This is a genomic window from Neotamlana nanhaiensis, assembly GCF_000943555.1.
In the GTDB taxonomy this organism is placed as follows: Bacteria; Bacteroidota; Bacteroidia; order Flavobacteriales; family Flavobacteriaceae; genus Neotamlana; species Neotamlana nanhaiensis.
In genome coordinates, this window is the sequence record NZ_JTDV01000003.1 from 234,585 (window position 1) to 249,619 (window position 15,035).

General features: G+C 32.5%; 16 protein-coding genes. 6 read left to right on the forward strand and 10 right to left on the reverse strand.

The window, feature by feature from the left end:
• Position 1: 1 nt before the first annotated feature.
• The 4 genes from PK35_RS06475 to nqrF all read left to right on the forward strand — a co-directional run bounded on the left by PK35_RS06475 (position 2) and on the right by nqrF (position 3,504).
• On the forward strand, positions 2 to 754 hold the full coding sequence (locus tag PK35_RS06475; RefSeq protein WP_044625882.1) for a Na(+)-translocating NADH-quinone reductase subunit C: 753 nt from the start codon (positions 2 to 4) through the stop codon (positions 752 to 754).
• 5 nt (positions 755 to 759) lie between these two features.
• On the forward strand, positions 760 to 1,404 hold the full coding sequence (locus PK35_RS06480) for an NADH:ubiquinone reductase (Na(+)-transporting) subunit D (RefSeq protein WP_044625883.1): 645 nt from the start codon (positions 760 to 762) through the stop codon (positions 1,402 to 1,404).
• 65 nt (positions 1,405 to 1,469) lie between these two features.
• Positions 1,470 to 2,192 carry an NADH:ubiquinone reductase (Na(+)-transporting) subunit E gene (nqrE, locus tag PK35_RS06485; protein ID WP_044625884.1) on the forward strand — a complete coding sequence of 241 codons (723 nt, stop codon included), beginning with the start codon at positions 1,470 to 1,472 and terminating at the stop codon, positions 2,190 to 2,192.
• 1 nt (position 2,193) lies between these two features.
• Positions 2,194 to 3,504, forward strand: coding sequence for an NADH:ubiquinone reductase (Na(+)-transporting) subunit F (gene nqrF / locus PK35_RS06490; protein WP_044625885.1), 1,311 nt, complete (start codon positions 2,194 to 2,196; stop codon positions 3,502 to 3,504).
• 74 nt (positions 3,505 to 3,578) lie between these two features.
• On the opposite strand, the gene PK35_RS06495 is transcribed toward nqrF, so the two are convergent.
• From PK35_RS06495 to PK35_RS06525, 7 genes are all read right to left on the reverse strand, one after another.
• Positions 3,579 to 3,983, reverse strand: a complete 405-nt coding sequence (locus PK35_RS06495) for a response regulator (RefSeq protein ID WP_044625886.1) — start codon at positions 3,981 to 3,983, stop codon at positions 3,579 to 3,581.
• Positions 3,970 to 5,469: a PAS domain-containing sensor histidine kinase gene (locus tag PK35_RS06500; RefSeq protein WP_052825902.1), complete on the reverse strand. Its 1,500-nt coding sequence runs from the start codon at positions 5,467 to 5,469 to the stop codon at positions 3,970 to 3,972. Before PK35_RS06500 ends, PK35_RS06495 begins: the two co-directional genes overlap by 14 nt.
• Before the next feature lie 146 nt (positions 5,470 to 5,615).
• Positions 5,616 to 6,083, reverse strand: a complete 468-nt coding sequence (locus tag PK35_RS06505) for a hypothetical protein (RefSeq protein WP_044625887.1) — start codon at positions 6,081 to 6,083, stop codon at positions 5,616 to 5,618.
• Between the two features lie 122 nt (positions 6,084 to 6,205).
• On the reverse strand, positions 6,206 to 9,427 hold the full coding sequence (locus tag PK35_RS06510) for a CHAT domain-containing protein (RefSeq protein WP_044625888.1): 3,222 nt from the start codon (positions 9,425 to 9,427) through the stop codon (positions 6,206 to 6,208).
• Position 9,428: 1 nt separating this feature from the next.
• Complete coding sequence (locus PK35_RS06515) at positions 9,429 to 10,166, reverse strand: tetratricopeptide repeat protein (RefSeq protein ID WP_044625889.1); 738 nt, start codon at positions 10,164 to 10,166, stop codon at positions 9,429 to 9,431.
• Positions 10,156 to 10,743 carry an RNA polymerase sigma factor gene (locus tag PK35_RS06520; RefSeq protein ID WP_044625890.1) on the reverse strand — a complete coding sequence of 196 codons (588 nt, stop codon included), beginning with the start codon at positions 10,741 to 10,743 and terminating at the stop codon, positions 10,156 to 10,158. The genes PK35_RS06515 and PK35_RS06520 overlap by 11 nt, the downstream gene beginning before the upstream one ends.
• Positions 10,744 to 10,848: 105 nt before the next feature.
• A complete protein-coding gene (locus PK35_RS06525; protein WP_044625891.1) occupies positions 10,849 to 11,634 on the reverse strand; it encodes a hypothetical protein in 786 nt (261 codons plus the stop codon).
• Positions 11,635 to 11,721: 87 nt separating this feature from the next.
• Here PK35_RS06525 and PK35_RS06530 point away from each other — a divergent pair, with 87 nt between their 5' ends.
• Complete coding sequence (locus tag PK35_RS06530) at positions 11,722 to 12,099, forward strand: hypothetical protein (RefSeq protein ID WP_044625892.1); 378 nt, start codon at positions 11,722 to 11,724, stop codon at positions 12,097 to 12,099.
• Positions 12,100 to 12,169: 70 nt separating this feature from the next.
• Positions 12,170 to 13,075 (forward strand): FAD:protein FMN transferase, encoded by a 906-nt coding sequence (locus tag PK35_RS06535; protein ID WP_238320895.1) that lies wholly within the window; start codon positions 12,170 to 12,172, stop codon positions 13,073 to 13,075.
• Position 13,076: 1 nt separating this feature from the next.
• Here the strand turns inward: PK35_RS06535 and PK35_RS06540 are convergent, their stop codons facing one another.
• From PK35_RS06540 to PK35_RS17720, 3 genes are read right to left on the reverse strand one after another with little or no spacing between them, the layout of a single operon-like run.
• Complete coding sequence (locus PK35_RS06540) at positions 13,077 to 13,445, reverse strand: DUF423 domain-containing protein (RefSeq protein ID WP_044625894.1); 369 nt, start codon at positions 13,443 to 13,445, stop codon at positions 13,077 to 13,079.
• A gap of 7 nt (positions 13,446 to 13,452) precedes the next feature.
• Entirely contained in the window at positions 13,453 to 14,238 is a 786-nt protein-coding gene (locus tag PK35_RS17715; protein ID WP_044625895.1) for a class I SAM-dependent methyltransferase, read from the reverse strand.
• A gap of 6 nt (positions 14,239 to 14,244) precedes the next feature.
• Entirely contained in the window at positions 14,245 to 15,030 is a 786-nt protein-coding gene (locus PK35_RS17720) for a DUF3050 domain-containing protein (RefSeq protein ID WP_044625896.1), read from the reverse strand.
• Between the last annotated feature and the right edge of the window lie 5 nt (positions 15,031 to 15,035).

Here is a 15,035-nt window from a genome sequence, read left to right on the forward strand (position 1 = left end):
GATGAGTAATAAAACAGATAGTAACGTATATACCATAATATTTGCCATAGCCATGGTAATTATTGTAGGAGCTTTATTAGCATTTACAGCTTCATCTTTAGCTCCAAAAATTTCTGAAAACCAACGTATAGAAAAACAACAAAACATTCTATACGCTATGGGTGTAAATAATAATGATGAAGGTAGCGCAGTTTTTGTTGATGCAAGCGAAGCTCAAGATTTATTTTCAAAATACATTACAAAGCAATTAGTAATGCAAAATGGAAATATAACTGAAGATGCTGAAGCATACCTAATTGATATTAAAAAACAAAAAACAATTGGAACTAATAATCCAGACGAAAGAAAATTACCAATTTTCTTAGGAAATAAAGATGGTAAAACATTTTATGTTGTGCCTATTTATGGTAAAGGATTATGGGATGCCATTTGGGGATATGTATCTATGGACGAAAACATGGTTGTTCAAGGTGCTTATTTCGATCATAAAGGTGAAACACCTGGTTTAGGTGCCAATATTAAAGAGCGTTTCTTTATGGACGATTTTATTGGCGAACATCTTTTAGATGGCAATGGAAACTTTAAAGGTATCGATGTTGCCAAAGGTAACGCCGATCCAAAAAACGAAAACAAAACCGATAACGAGGTTGATGCTATTGCAGGAGCTACCATTACAGGTAACGGTGTAACAGCAATGATAAAAAGCGATTTAAAGCTTTACAAACCTTATTTCGATAATCTTAAAAATAACTAAAACGTATGGGACTTTTATCAAAAAAAGATGCCAAGTTAATCACCGATCCGTTAGCAGATAACAACCCTATTACTATTCAGGTATTAGGTATTTGTTCGGCTTTAGCAATTACAGCGCAGTTAAAAGCATCAATTGTAATGGCTGTATCTGTAATGGCGGTATTAGGTATAGGTAACGTGGTAATCTCGTTAATGAGAAACATCATTCCTTCTAAGATTAGAATTATTGTTCAGTTAGTAGTAGTTGCCGCTTTGGTAATTATTGTAGATCAAGTTTTAAAAGCCTTCTCGTACGAGTTAAGTAAAACCCTTTCGGTTTTCGTTGGATTAATTATTACCAACTGTATCATTATGGGACGTTTTGAAGCTTTTGCTTTGGGTAATGGCCCTTGGCGTTCGTTTTTAGATGGTATTGGTAATGCTTTAGGTTACGGTGTTATTTTAGTAATCGTTGGTTTTTTTAGAGAATTATTAGGTTCTGGTACGTTATTAGGATTTAAAGTTTTAGGAGATCCAATTGAAAAAACTGGATTATATGCTATTGGTTACGAAAACAATGGTTTTATGCTTTTATCGCCAATGGCTTTAATTGTTGTAGGAATTATTATTTGGGTACAACGTAGTAGAAATAAAGATTTAATAGAAGATTAATCAGTATGCAGTTGCAGTGAGCAGTAATTATGTTAACTGAGTCTGTGACTGAAAACTAAAAGAATATGGAACATATAGAATTATTTTTCAAATCAATATTTATCGATAACATGGTATTTGCCACGTTCCTTGGGATGTGTTCTTACCTTGCGGTATCTAAAAAAGTAAGTACAGCTGTAGGTTTAGGTGCTGCCGTAGTATTCGTATTGGCAGTAACTGTACCTGTTAACTGGTTGTTAGATCAATATATTTTACAACCAGGTGCTTTAAAATGGTTAGGAGCAGAGTATGCCGACTACGATTTAAGTTTCCTATCGTTTATCATGTTTATTGCAACCATTGCAACCATGGTACAATTAGTAGAAATTGTGGTTGAAAAGTTTTCACCATCATTATACAACTCATTAGGTATATTTTTACCTCTTATTGCGGTAAACTGTGCTATATTAGGAGGTTCGTTATTTATGCAATCTCGCGAGATTCAATCTATTGGTTTAGCGTTTAACTATGGTATTTCTTCAGGAATTGGTTGGTTTTTAGCCATTTTAGCTATTGCAGCTATTCGTGAAAAAATACGTTACTCAAATGTGCCTGCACCTTTAAGAGGTTTAGGTATTACCTTTATCATTACTGGTTTAATGGCTATTGGTTTTATGAGTTTTGGTGGTATGCTTACAGGAGGTGATGATGAAGCTGCTGAGGAGACAGAAACAGCTGAAGTAGCGCCAGTAAACGAAAATACAACAGAAGACATTGAAGTCGCTAACAACATAAAAGTTATAAAATAATATGATTTTAGCAGCAGGAACATTAGGAACCATTATTGCAACAGTAAGTGCTTTTTTAGTAATTACATTGTTGTTAGTAGCATTATTATTATTTGTAAAACAAAAACTTTCTCCATCAGGACCGGTAAAGATCACAATTAATGGAGAAAAAGAGGTTGAAGTTGCTTCGGGTGGAAGTTTATTATCTACTTTAGGTAACCAAAAGATATTCTTACCATCGGCGTGTGGTGGTGGTGGTACTTGTATACAGTGTGAGTGTCATGTTTTAGAAGGAGGAGGTGAAGCTTTACCAACAGAGACACCTCACTTCACTAGAAAAGAATTACAACATGGGGCTCGTTTAGCTTGTCAAGTAAAAGTTAAACAAGACATGAACATTACGATTCCAGAAGAAGTATTCGGAATTAAGAAATGGGAAGCAGAAGTAGTTCGTAACTACAACGTAGCGTCTTTTATTAAAGAATTTGTAGTTCGTATTCCTGAAGATATGAACTATAAAGCTGGTGGATATATTCAAATTGAAATACCTAAATGTGAAATTAAGTATTCTGATATCGATATTACAGCGCACCCAGAAGAGCATGAAACTCCAGATAAGTTTCAAGCAGAATGGGATAAGTTTGGTTTATGGCCATTAGTAATGAAGAATGACGATATTGTTGAGCGTGCCTATTCTATGGCTTCTTACCCAGCCGAAGGACGAGATATTATGCTTAACGTACGTATTGCTACGCCACCATGGGATAGAAATAAAAATGGTTGGATGGACGTAAATCCAGGTGTGGCTTCATCATATATTTTCTCAAGAAAACAAGGTGATAAAGTAACTATTTCTGGGCCTTACGGAGAGTTCTTCATCAATGAAAGTGATGCTGAAATGTTATACGTTGGAGGTGGTGCAGGTATGGCACCAATGCGTTCGCACTTATATCATTTATTTAAAACGTTAGAAACTGGAAGAACCGTTACATATTGGTATGGTGGACGTTCGAAGCGTGAATTGTTCTACTTAGAACATTTCTACGAATTAGAGCGTAAGTTCCCTAACTTTAAGTTTTTCTTAGCTTTATCTGAACCTTTACCAGAAGATAATTGGAAGGTTAAAAAGGATATTCACGATACCGAAGGTGATGGTTTTGTTGGATTTATTCACAATTGTGTTATAGACAATTATTTAAATCATCATGAAGCGCCAGAGGATATAGAATTATATTTCTGTGGACCTCCATTAATGAATAAAGCCGTTCAAAAAATGGGTGAAGATTTTGGTATGCCAGATGAAAACATCCGATTTGATGACTTTGGTGGATAATACTAAAGTTATAAGATACAAAAAAGCCAACTTTTTACGAGTTGGCTTTTTTGTTTTATAATTTTAATGAACGCTTAAGTTATAATTTCCTTTGATATATTTTCTAATAATTCTACCGTAATGGGTTTAATTATAAATTTAGAAACGGTTTCATAATTTTTTAATTTGTTTTTGTCTTGCGGATCGATTGATGAACTAACAATATAAATTGTAATTTGTTTATGCGCATCAATTTTTGTGAACTCATCTAAGAATTGCCAGCCATCCATTATTGGCATATTTAAATCTAGTAAAATAATATCTGGCATATCTTTACTAGATTCCGATTCTAAAATGGGTTTTAAATTATTTATTGCTTCTTCGCCATTGTTAAAAATCATAAACGATTCACAAAAATTAGCAAATTTCATGAGCTTTTTTACACCATATACAAAAATGGGATCGTCATCAATTATACAAGCAATGTCAATTTTTTTCATAGTGTTTTAAATGAATATTAAATGTTGTACCCTCGTTAACTTTACTGTCCACATCAACTGTTCCACCAATGGCTTCAATTTGATTTTTGGTTATAAATAAACCAATGCCTCGCGAATCTTCATGCTTATGAAACGTCTTATACATACCGAAGAGTTTTTCTCCATGTTTTTGTAAATCAATTCCTAAGCCATAGTCACGTATTTGCAAAATTATAAAATTATTTTCAATTTTTGCAGTTATATCTATTTTAGGTACTTCATTTTGCTTTTTGTATTTAATGGCGTTGGTTAAAAAGTTTAAAACAATGCTATCTAAATACGCGGGTATAGCCATCACTTTTATATGGCTAGCTATATTTATGCTTATATCGGCTTTTGAGGCAATTATTTGGGCTGCAATACTTTTTGTAATAGTATTTACTGTATCTAACAAACCAAGTGGCTCAAGTTGTATATTCTTTTTAGTATTAATTGATGCAACCTCGTTTAAATTATCAACGGTTTCACCTAAATGATCAACAGCTTGTTTTAATAAAGGAAAAATCTCGTTATCGGTAGTTTCTGGTATCTCTATTTTTGCTAAATCTAACAACATGTTTAAGTTAGAAAAGTGAGATCGTAAATTATGCGATACAATATGAGCAAAATTTAAAAGACGCTTATTTTGATTTTCTGTAGTATCTAATAAATCTACTATTTTTTTTGTGCTTCGCTTTATTTGAGATATATCGTTAATTTGAGTTACAAAATGTAATGGTATACCGTTATTATCCCGAATTACAGTAGATGAGATATAAGTCCAAATAGTTTTACCATTTTTAGCTATATATCTTTTTTCACTTTGATAATAATTAACCTTGCCATCAATCATGTCCATAATGGCTTGTTTTCCTTTCGTTTTATCGGCAGGATGCGTAATATCTAAAAATGTAAGTTGTTGAATTTCTTCCTTGGTATACCCAAAAGTTTCGCAAAAACTTTTATTGGCATCTATAAATTGCCCTTTTAATGTTAGGGTAACCATTCCAACGGCACTTAAGTCGAAGGTTTTTGTTAAAATTTGCTCGCGTTTTGCAAGCTCAATTGTAGTTTTAGTTTTTTCGTCTATATCTTGGAAAATACCTATTACTTTAACACATTGGTTATTTTCAATAATTGGTTTACCTATAGAGCGAACCCATTTATTATTCCCTTTTGCTGTAATAATTTCTAGTTCAACATCAAAACTTTCATGTTTTTCAACACAATTAGCAAATAAAGTCTCAATGGTGTTTCTGCTATATCCTTCTTTATAATAGCCTATTGCAGTTTCAAAAACTGGTTTGTAATTTGAAGGCTCGTCGTGAATTTTCTTAGTTTCCTCGCTCCAATTTAATGTACCATTTACAATGTCGCATTCCCAAGTACCAATGGAAGCATATTTTTGAATAAAATCAAGATAAAAATCTTTTTCAGAAGGACTTATTAAGTTTTGGGAGTTGGCCATATTGAGGGACGTTTTGCTGTTTTACATCGCAATATACTAAAATTATGTTATTTTACAAGATAAAATACCAAAAAACCCGACAAAATGCGCTTGTTTTATAAAAAGTTAACATTGGTTTATGGCTTAATTTTTACAAATAATAGCTTTTAAACGGTTACGGCTTTTGTAATATTTTTGGTGTTTGATGTATTTTTAGTATTAATAAATAGGTTGGTATAGTCTAGTATGTTTTTAACACCTTCAAATTCACAAAGTAGTTTAATAACTTCTGTAAGTCCTTTAAACAATATGTCCTTATCATTAGGGTTGTTAGGTTTTGTGCTTTTGTAACTAAATGGTAGTTGATATCCACAGGCATTTAAAAAAGTAGTTTCAATTTTAAGTAATTCGGCGGGCGTATAGCCATTAAAGCGTTTACCCATAAGTTGGTTTACCCTTCCTATATAATTAAGGTTGGTAGTACCATGATTGTTAGAAAAATGCTTCCAGCTATCGGTATTATCCAATATATTGCCAACAGCACATTGTTTGCAGCATTCGGGGTTTAATGTGTTAGTGGTAAAAGCTATATAAAGTTTTCTTACGGCGCTTTCGAGTCGAGAAATATTTTGCATAATTAGAAGGGTTTGTACCAATATACCAAATAATTAAACAAGACTAATTTTAGTGGTTATTAAAAAGAATATTTTTTACGAATTTTTATTTTAAACTTATTTTTAATAAAAAAAACGCAATACTAATTCGTATTTCTTTTTTTCTTTTTACGTTTAAAAACTAAAACAGAAATAATTAAAAATACCAGTATTGTGATACCTACCATTATTAACACATGTTTTGAAGAGTTAAAAGTAATTGGCGAGGTATTACCAATTAACACTAAGCCAGACCAATAGGTTGGTGCTAACAATCGGCCTTCGCTATTTTTTAAATAATTTAATTTAGCCCGTTGCAAAGCTTCATCTTTAGGTAAGCCGTTTTTTATATTGTTGTAAAACAGTTTTAAAATTTCGGTACTGGTTTTTTCATCTATTTTCCATAAACTGGTTAAAATACTTTCGCTACCTGCATAATTAAATGCATGCGCTAAAGATATCATGCCTTCGCCCGCCTGGTATGTTGGTTTGCCTGTTTCACAAGCTGTTAAAATGGCTAAATTGGAGTTGAAATTCTGGTTGTAAATTTCAAAAGTGTATAACGAGTTATCGTTACTTTCATCTTTTTTAGCAAAAATGAGTCGTGAAAATTCTGGTGAAATATTATTCGATTCGGCGTGTGTGCCAATATGTATAATTTTGTGTTCGTTGGCCTCGTTAGTAAAAATTTGCTTCGATGCTTTATCGTTTATAAAATAATTGCCATCGAATAAATTGGAATATTGTTTAGCTAAATCAACACTAAACGGCTGTGGTAAAAGGGTTAAATAGGTTTTGTCGACGGCCGTTGTATCTTGAATTGCCAAACGATAGTCGGTTTTCATGGCATCGTTAAATTCTGGTGCAAAAGCAATAAAATCGTTTTTATAATCTATTACCTTGTCATTATTATTTATTAATAAAAAGCTGTAGTTGTACGAAATACAATGTTTAGCCAGTAAACTTGAAGTGGCTAATTGATTAAATGAATTTATTTTTTTAGGAGTTAAAGTTTCAAAACTTAAATTAAACAACATCCCATCGGGGATAATGGTTACATTTTTGGTTGTAATTTTGTCCTTAATAGGAAGCCATAGTTTTTGGTATAAACTAAAAAGATTTGTACTAGTTGTTTCAATATTAAAATCGTTTGAAATTTGATTTATTTCTGAAGCTAAGTTCGATGTGCTTAATTCAATTAAGGTTTTTTCTGAAGTACTTATTACTAAGGCAAATAAATTTGATTCTATAAATAAATAGCGAATTACGGTGGTGTTTTCTGGAACGGAATTTTCAATTGAAGCGGTTATACTAGCGTATTTTAAGTTAAAATATTTTGGATGGTTTTGTTGTAGCGAATCTAAAAATTGTTGCCATTGCTTTTCCTGGTTAAGATAAACCGAAATATCACGATTTAAGTTTAACGTTTGTGCAATGTTTTTATGAAGCTCATTTTCGCGTTGCAAAACCAATTTTGGAACCGTATTAACAACGGTGTTGGTTTTAAAGTTTAAACGCGATCGAATACGATTGTATATGCTCGATTCGTGCAATTCTAAAAGCTTGTTTAAATAGATTTTATTTTTGGTAAGCGTGTATAAATCTAGCTGAATTTGTTTGTTAAACGAAGCTATTGATGCGTACTCGTCTAACAAATCAGACATGTCTTTCTGATTGTAATATGCTTTTTTACGCCATTCTAATATAGTTTGTGCTTTATTTAAAGAGGTAGCCAGCGTATCTAAAAATGCTACGGTTTTGTTTTTGTTAAGGTGATATTGGGCTTTTGCTTTAATAAGTAATAAGCTTGGTTTATTAAATTCTAATTTCAATGAATCTATTGCAGAGTTTGCATTTTTAAATTGGCTATTTAAAAGTAATGCTCCTTTTTCACTCCAGTTTAAGGCATTTTGGTAATCGCCATTTAAATAATTTATTTCTGCCAGATTAATAATTTCGTTAAGCCTTAAAATGTCGTTTGTTTCAGTTTGTTTTTGTATATAATTATAGGTTTGGGTCGCAATAGCCAAGGCTTTGCTTTTTCGATTATGTTTGGCCAAAAATTTGGCATAATTGCGCAATAAAATTATATAATCTCTGCTTAACTCGTTTGGATAGGCCTTTTTATAAATGGCTTCACTTTCCTCGAAATATTTAAAAGCATTTACAGTGTCGTTTGTTTCGGCGTAGGCTTTTGCTTGGAGGTATAAATTATCGGCTTCTAACGGTAAATATGGGTTGGTAGAAGCGCGCAACATGGTTAACCCTTTTTTTAAGGTGTTTAAGCTTTTTTTGAATTCTTTTAAATTAATTTCGGCTAAACCTATTTGATTTAAGTTGGAAGCTAACCGCGGATTGTTAGCATCAAAAACCAGCTGCTTTTTTTGGTAAGCATATTTTAACAGATGATACGATTTGCTGTAAAAACCAATATCGTTATACATGGCTGCTAAATTTGCATACGATGATGCTTGTAAGCGCTTCGATTTTAAAACTAAAGTATCATCGGGGCAATTGTTTATTATATTTTGAAGGTTTTTAATAACAACTTCCTTCATTTTAATAGCCTCGTTAATCTTTCCAGAATCGTCTAGCACCAGAGCCAAATTAAACTTAAAGGCGTTGGTGTAGTAATTTAGTTTATAGGTTTCTAAATTACTTTCGTTAGTAGCTTTTATAGCTTTATTAAAATAAATTTCGGCACTATCTAGTTGTCGTAAAGTCCACATAGATACAGCAACACCGTTGTAGGCATCGGCTAAAACATCTTTTTCAACTGTTGCAGATTTTTCATAAGCCTTTGAGGCGTTTTTAAAATAATTTGAGGCCTGTTCAATATCGTAAAGGGCGTAATAGCAGCCACCAATTATATAGTTTATTTGCCCTATTTCGCTTGGTTTTATATCGGGTATTTCGTCAGCAATTCGTAACGCATTTTTTGCAGCTGTAATGGCGCTTTTATCGTCTATTAAATCAACATAAAAATCTGATAATTTTAAGTGCGCTTTATATGCAGTGCGTTTGTTTGATGTTCGTTTTTTTAACTGCGAAATAAATGCCGAAGCTTTTTTTGTAGCTTTTGTAGTATCGTTATGTTTTAATAGTTCGATTAGGCCAATGTAGTATGGCACATGGTAAAGCGAATCGGTTGCTTGGTTTTTTATAATGTTGTTTAAAAGCACATTGGCTTTTTGGGTTTGCTTTGAGGCAATTAAAGAATCTAATACACTAAACTTTAAATTATTTTTGTTTTGTGCCTTGGCAAATGTTACACAACAAAAGGTAAAACAAATAAAAACATATTTAAAGTTTTGTTGAAATTTCATTTTAATCGGAGAGTTTTAAAATCAATTCTTTGCTTAAATCGGTATTGCTTTTACTTAAAAATTGTTTTGCTAGTTCTGTATTGCCTTCTTTTAAATAGGCTAAACCTAAATAATAATTGGCATCATTAATAAACGGAAACGCTTTTTTAGTTTGTACGGTACGTTCTAAAAATGGTATGGCCGAGTCAACATTTTTATTGGCCAAATGTGCTACGCCAATAAAATAGTTTAGGGTGTCGTTATCGGGTGTTTTATTTGCTAGCTCGCGCCAAGTTTTAATCGCTAATTTGTAATCGCCATGTTTGTATTTTACCATAGCATTATAAAACTCAAAGTTATTTGTGCTACTCATGGTTGTTGGTAAACCAGGGTCGGGTTTGTAATATTTTGCATATAGTTTTTCGTTTTGCGGAATACTAAAAAACCAGATACTACCTAAACCAATAACAAATGCCGCCGCAACTGCAATACGTTTAAAATTTAAATACCTTAAATTATTTTTTGGGGTTTCATCAGGTTGATTTATGGCGACTTCATGAAAATCGTCTAGTTTTTCTTTTAAAGCTTGGGCTTCAATACCATGAATAAAGGTTTTTACCTCTTCAACCTTAGTTTTGAAATCGGCGTCGAGCTCTATAAGCTGATTAATATCTTGCAGCTCTTTTAGCGTCATATTGCCTTTAATATAACGTTCTATAATTTCGAATAATTCTTTCGATATGTATTCTTTATCTTCCAAGTTGTTGTTTTTTTGGTGCTATAACCATGTTCCTTAATTTCTCCATACAGCGATATTTTTTATTACGTGCTGTATTTTCTTCAATGTTAAACTGTTGCGCAATTTGTTTAAGAGACTTTTTTTCAAAATAATAATCGCCTAATAATTGTTTACAAGGTTGTCCTAAATTTTTAAAGGCTGCCATGGCTGTTTTTAATTTTAGGTCTTGCTCTTGTGCAGCATCTTCGGTGCTATCTTTTACATCGGTTAAGGTTAATTCGTTTAATTTATTTGCATTTTTAAAGCTTTTCGATCGTAAAACATCGGTCCATTTGTTTTTTGCAATACTGTATAAATAGCCTTGTAAAGCCGTATCGTTTTTAGGTACAAACTTATCGGTTTTAACGTGGGTCCAAACAGTTACAAAAGCGTCTTGGTAAACGTCTTTGGCATGTTCTATTGTGCCACTATTTTTTAAAACTAATGCTTCAATTTTTTTATAATGTAACGTGTAAAACTGCTTTAAAATATATGAATCGTTCATTTTTAAAGCATCAATAAGTTCGGTTTGACTTAATGCGTGTATAGATTTCCTCATGATAATAGCTAAGGAAATATACAACTTAATCAAATTACGACAAATACATTACTATTAAATGGTTTATAATTTCGTTTATCTACTTTTTTCTTATTTAAACGGATATTATTGTTTGTTAGGATCGTCTGGTGCGCTATCAAAAATATCTGGTGTACCATCGTTATCTCTATCCGATAATGGGCTTCCTCCTTTAGGATAAAGTTGAAAATGTAATGGTAAAAATATGTTCATTACCAGGTTGTCGTATTCCTCGCTTGGGCCAGCGGCAACAACATGCGATACACTTGCAGTAAATAGGCTTTCTAAATACACGGCTGCAACAACAACCAAGGCGCGTGTGTTGTTAAACTCAATCATTCTAGATCTAAAAACTCTTACAACACCATTTTCGCTAAATACTTTAGGTTCGGATTCGCAAAGTATATTGTAGTTTCCGTTAAATCCAAATGCATTGGTAACATTGTTAACCTCAATATCTAAAATATTTGTGCTTGTAAAATTAGCTGAATAGGTAGAAATAGGTACATAGCGCCAAACGGCAGCACCATCGTTTCTAATTATATTAACACCAAAAGGGTTGGTGTTAGGGTTTGCATAATCAACAGCGGTATAACCTTGTGGCGGCGTTAGTGTAAACGGTGGCAATGCTGTATTACCATGAGCATACGAGAAAGTGGCTTGCGGATTTTGTAATACTGGTTGTTGTGATAACGGAATTGGGTTGCCCTTACCATATTCCCAATATGCCGAAGTTGGCCCTACGGGTAATTGCGGACAATTATCAGGCGAGGAAAATCCATTTAAATTATTAGCGTTTTCTTGGTCGTTCGTGCTGCATCCAAAAAATGCTGTAAATAAGCTAGTAAGAGCTATTAGTTTTAAATATTTCATAATTTTATTAATATTAATTTGTAATTCATCGAAACATTTTTAAAATGTCATCATAATCATCAAAAAATTTATTTTTATTTTTGCTCTATGAAAAAGCCCCTTACTAAACAAGAGTTGCATAATTTAGCCATGAACCATGTAGGTAAGGATTTAGAACAACGTGGTTTTGAGTTTGTAGCTGTAAATAGTAAGTTAAAAAAGCATCCGCAGTTTGTCTGTATAGATAAAAACAGTCAGTATTATTTTGTAATTGTAAGAGCTGTAATTTTACCAGAGAATCCAAATAATTACGATATTGTTTGGATGGAAACTTTTAAAAAACACGCTCGCGAAAAAAATGCTAAAGTACTTTATGCTGGTGTTGGTTTGGGGAGTAAAGATAATACCAAAGCACCTATATATTTAAACGAAGAATATTTGTTACAATATAATGGCATTCAAGTTTTAGATACGCACTTAAATTAAAATGAAAAGAGCCTTTTTAATAATATTATGTGTTATGGTTTTTAGTTGTAATAGAAAGCAAACTAAAAACATGAAGCTTCATGGGGCGGTTTTTGGTACCACGTATTCTATTATTTACGATTCTGAAGTAGATTTTTCGATGCAATTAGATAGTTTGTTTGCTCGAATAAACAATTCGCTTTCAAACTATCAAGATAATTCTATTATTTCAAAAATAAATAGAGGCGAAGCTATTGAAACCGATGCTCATTTTGATAAAGTATTTAAAACTTCAAAAGAAATATTCTATAATACAGAAGGAGCTTTCGACCCAACTATTGGTGCCGTAGTAAATGCATGGAATTTTGGCTCGGAGCATAAAATAATTAGTGTTGATAGTTTAATTATTGATAGCTTAATGCAATCTGTTGGATTTGATAAAATTTTTAAAATTAATAGTAAAATAACTAAGCCAAAAGATGCTTTTATCGATTTTAATGCCATTGCTAAAGGCTATGGTGTTGATGTGGTTGGTGAGTTTTTACAATCGAAGCAAATTAAAAATTATTTAGTTGAAATAGGAGGCGAAGTACGTGTACAAGGTAAAAATGCCGAAAAAAATACGCCATGGCGAATTGGTGTTGAAAATCCTAATTTTAATGGCGAACAATCTATATTAAAAGCGGTGAAGTTGCGTAATAAAGTTATGGCAACATCGGGTACGTATCGAAAATTTAAAATAGATGATAACGGTAACCGGTATGCGCATATTATAGATACAGAAACAGGCTACCCAAGTAAAACTAATTTATTAAGTGTATCTGTTATTGCCGATGAATGTATGGTTGCCGATGCCTATGCAACCGCGTTTCAAGCTATGGGAATAGAAAAAGTTAAGATTTTTTTAAAAGACCACCCCGAACTTAAGGTATTTTTAATTTTTGAAAATGAAAATAGAGAGTTTGAAACCTTAGCTATTAACAATTTTCCCGAATAAATTATAAAGCAGTTATAATTACGCTTAGCCAACCAATTACAAAAAGTAAACCACCAAGAGGCGTAATTGGACCTAGGAATTTTAATTTCTTCCCTTTAGCATCACTTAAAACCAAACCGTAAATACTAAACGAAAAAAGAATAATACCTAAGGTGAAACACCAGTACATTAGCGTGTTAGAAAACTGATAGTTAAACCCAAGAAGTAATAAAATAATGGCATGGTACATTTGGTATTTTACACCAGTTTCAAAACTTTTAAGCTGATCTTCAGATAGTGTTTTCTTTAAAGCATGCGAGCCAAAAGCACCTAGAATAATTGCCAACATTCCGAATAATCCACCTGTAATAATAAATACTTGTTGCGTCATTTTTTGTTTATTTTTTTCTTACTAAAGGAATAATTTCACCTTTTGCTAAACGAAATGTATCAATTTCAATATCTGTAAGTTGCGCGGTGTAATCTACTTCTTCAACTGTAAATCCAACGCTTCGTAGTTTATTGAAGTAATCGCGACCATAAACACGAACGTGGTCGTATTGTCCAAAAATTTTAGCACGTTCGGTTTTGTCGGTAATACTATTGTCTTCAAAAGTGGTTTCCCGATTTAAATCTTGCGGAATTTGAAAAATACCCCAACCACCAGGTTTCAACACACGATATAATTCTTGCATCGCCTTGGTGTCGTCTGGAATATGCTCCAATACATGGTTGCAAAAAATAACGTCGTAACTATTATCTTCAAACGGAAGATTACAAATATCTGCTTTTACATCGGCGATTGGCGATAACAAATCAGTAGTGGTGTAGTTAATGTGTTTTAAGGCTTTAAAACGTTTTAAAAAACATTGTTCTGGTGCAAAATGAAGTACTTTTAATGCTGAACTTGTAGACCTTTCGGTTTTAAAAAAATCCGTTTCATTTTTAAGATATAACCAAAGCAAGCGATGTCTTTCTAATGATAGGGTAGAAGGCGATAAAATATTGGCACGTTGTTTAACATATCCGTACGATAAAAACGATTTAAAGCTTTTACCATCAATAGGATCGGTGTATTTGTTGCCTTTTAAAAAAAACGCTAAAATTGGTTTTACTAAATAACTTAGCCTAATTAGTAAAGGTCGTGGGACAAGGTTTAGTATAAATTTAAAAAGCGTTTTCAAAAGTAATTAGGCTTCAACCAAGGTATTGGTTTCAATTAAATTGGCAATCGAATCCCAAAGAGCTATGCGTTGCTTTATGGCTTGTATGGCAACGTTTTTAACATCTTCCCATTTGTTGGCATCATTGCCGCAAAGTTCTTCAATCATTTTTAAAGATAAGGGTCCGTGTTCATCACCATCTAATTCAATGTGACGTTCTAAATAATAAGTGAGTTTGCTGTATGATTTATTTTTTGTTTCAGATTGATTTATAATTTGAAAAAACATATCTGGAATAACATCCTCACGACCAAAAGTAAACGCCGAAGCTATAAGATGTGGCTTTTCAGTTTTTATAACGCTGAATGTAAAATCGATGAATTTTAAGGTTTCAGTATTTACATGAGCCACTTTTGCTGAAACTTCTATGCTGTTACCTTCTGAAATGTTATTAACAAACTGATTAATTTGATTGGTGTTTGCTCCAACCTGATGCATGGCGTCAATGTACATTTCGTAATGACTTTTAGGTTCGCCAAACTCGTTAACATCGGTTTCTTCACCTAAAACTATTTCGTTAATAAATCGAGCAGTGGCAGGATTTTTAACAGGCGTCCACGGTACGTTGGTACAAGTTAATTTGTTTTGTAATGCCTTTAGTAAGGACATAAAATCCCATACAGCAAATACGTGTTGTTCCATGAAAATTTTAACATCTTCAATGGTTTTTAAGTTGCTGTAAAGTTTATGCTGGTTTAGCTTTTTTAATAAAGGTTCTAATTCCTTTTCTATACGTTGTATGTTGTTGCTCATAAGGT

Excerpts from the sequence above, each read along its gene's own strand:
- PK35_RS06475 (WP_044625882.1), top strand. The coding sequence starts at position 2 with ATGAGTAATAAAACAGATAGTAACGTATATACCATAATATTTGCCATA.
- PK35_RS06480 (WP_044625883.1), top strand. The coding sequence starts at position 760 with ATGGGACTTTTATCAAAAAAAGATGCCAAGTTAATCACCGATCCGTTA.
- nqrE (WP_044625884.1), top strand. The coding sequence starts at position 1,470 with ATGGAACATATAGAATTATTTTTCAAATCAATATTTATCGATAACATG.
- nqrF (WP_044625885.1), top strand. The coding sequence starts at position 2,194 with ATGATTTTAGCAGCAGGAACATTAGGAACCATTATTGCAACAGTAAGT.
- PK35_RS06495 (WP_044625886.1), bottom strand. The coding sequence starts at position 3,983 with ATGAAAAAAATTGACATTGCTTGTATAATTGATGACGATCCCATTTTT.
- PK35_RS06500 (WP_052825902.1), bottom strand. The coding sequence starts at position 5,469 with ATGGCCAACTCCCAAAACTTAATAAGTCCTTCTGAAAAAGATTTTTAT.
- PK35_RS06505 (WP_044625887.1), bottom strand. The coding sequence starts at position 6,083 with ATGCAAAATATTTCTCGACTCGAAAGCGCCGTAAGAAAACTTTATATA.
- PK35_RS06510 (WP_044625888.1), bottom strand. The coding sequence starts at position 9,427 with ATGAAATTTCAACAAAACTTTAAATATGTTTTTATTTGTTTTACCTTT.
- PK35_RS06520 (WP_044625890.1), bottom strand. The coding sequence starts at position 10,743 with ATGAGGAAATCTATACACGCATTAAGTCAAACCGAACTTATTGATGCT.
- PK35_RS06525 (WP_044625891.1), bottom strand. The coding sequence starts at position 11,634 with ATGAAATATTTAAAACTAATAGCTCTTACTAGCTTATTTACAGCATTT.
- PK35_RS06530 (WP_044625892.1), top strand. The coding sequence starts at position 11,722 with ATGAAAAAGCCCCTTACTAAACAAGAGTTGCATAATTTAGCCATGAAC.
- PK35_RS06535 (WP_238320895.1), top strand. The coding sequence starts at position 12,170 with ATGAAGCTTCATGGGGCGGTTTTTGGTACCACGTATTCTATTATTTAC.
- PK35_RS06540 (WP_044625894.1), bottom strand. The coding sequence starts at position 13,445 with ATGACGCAACAAGTATTTATTATTACAGGTGGATTATTCGGAATGTTG.
- PK35_RS17720 (WP_044625896.1), bottom strand. The coding sequence starts at position 15,030 with ATGAGCAACAACATACAACGTATAGAAAAGGAATTAGAACCTTTATTA.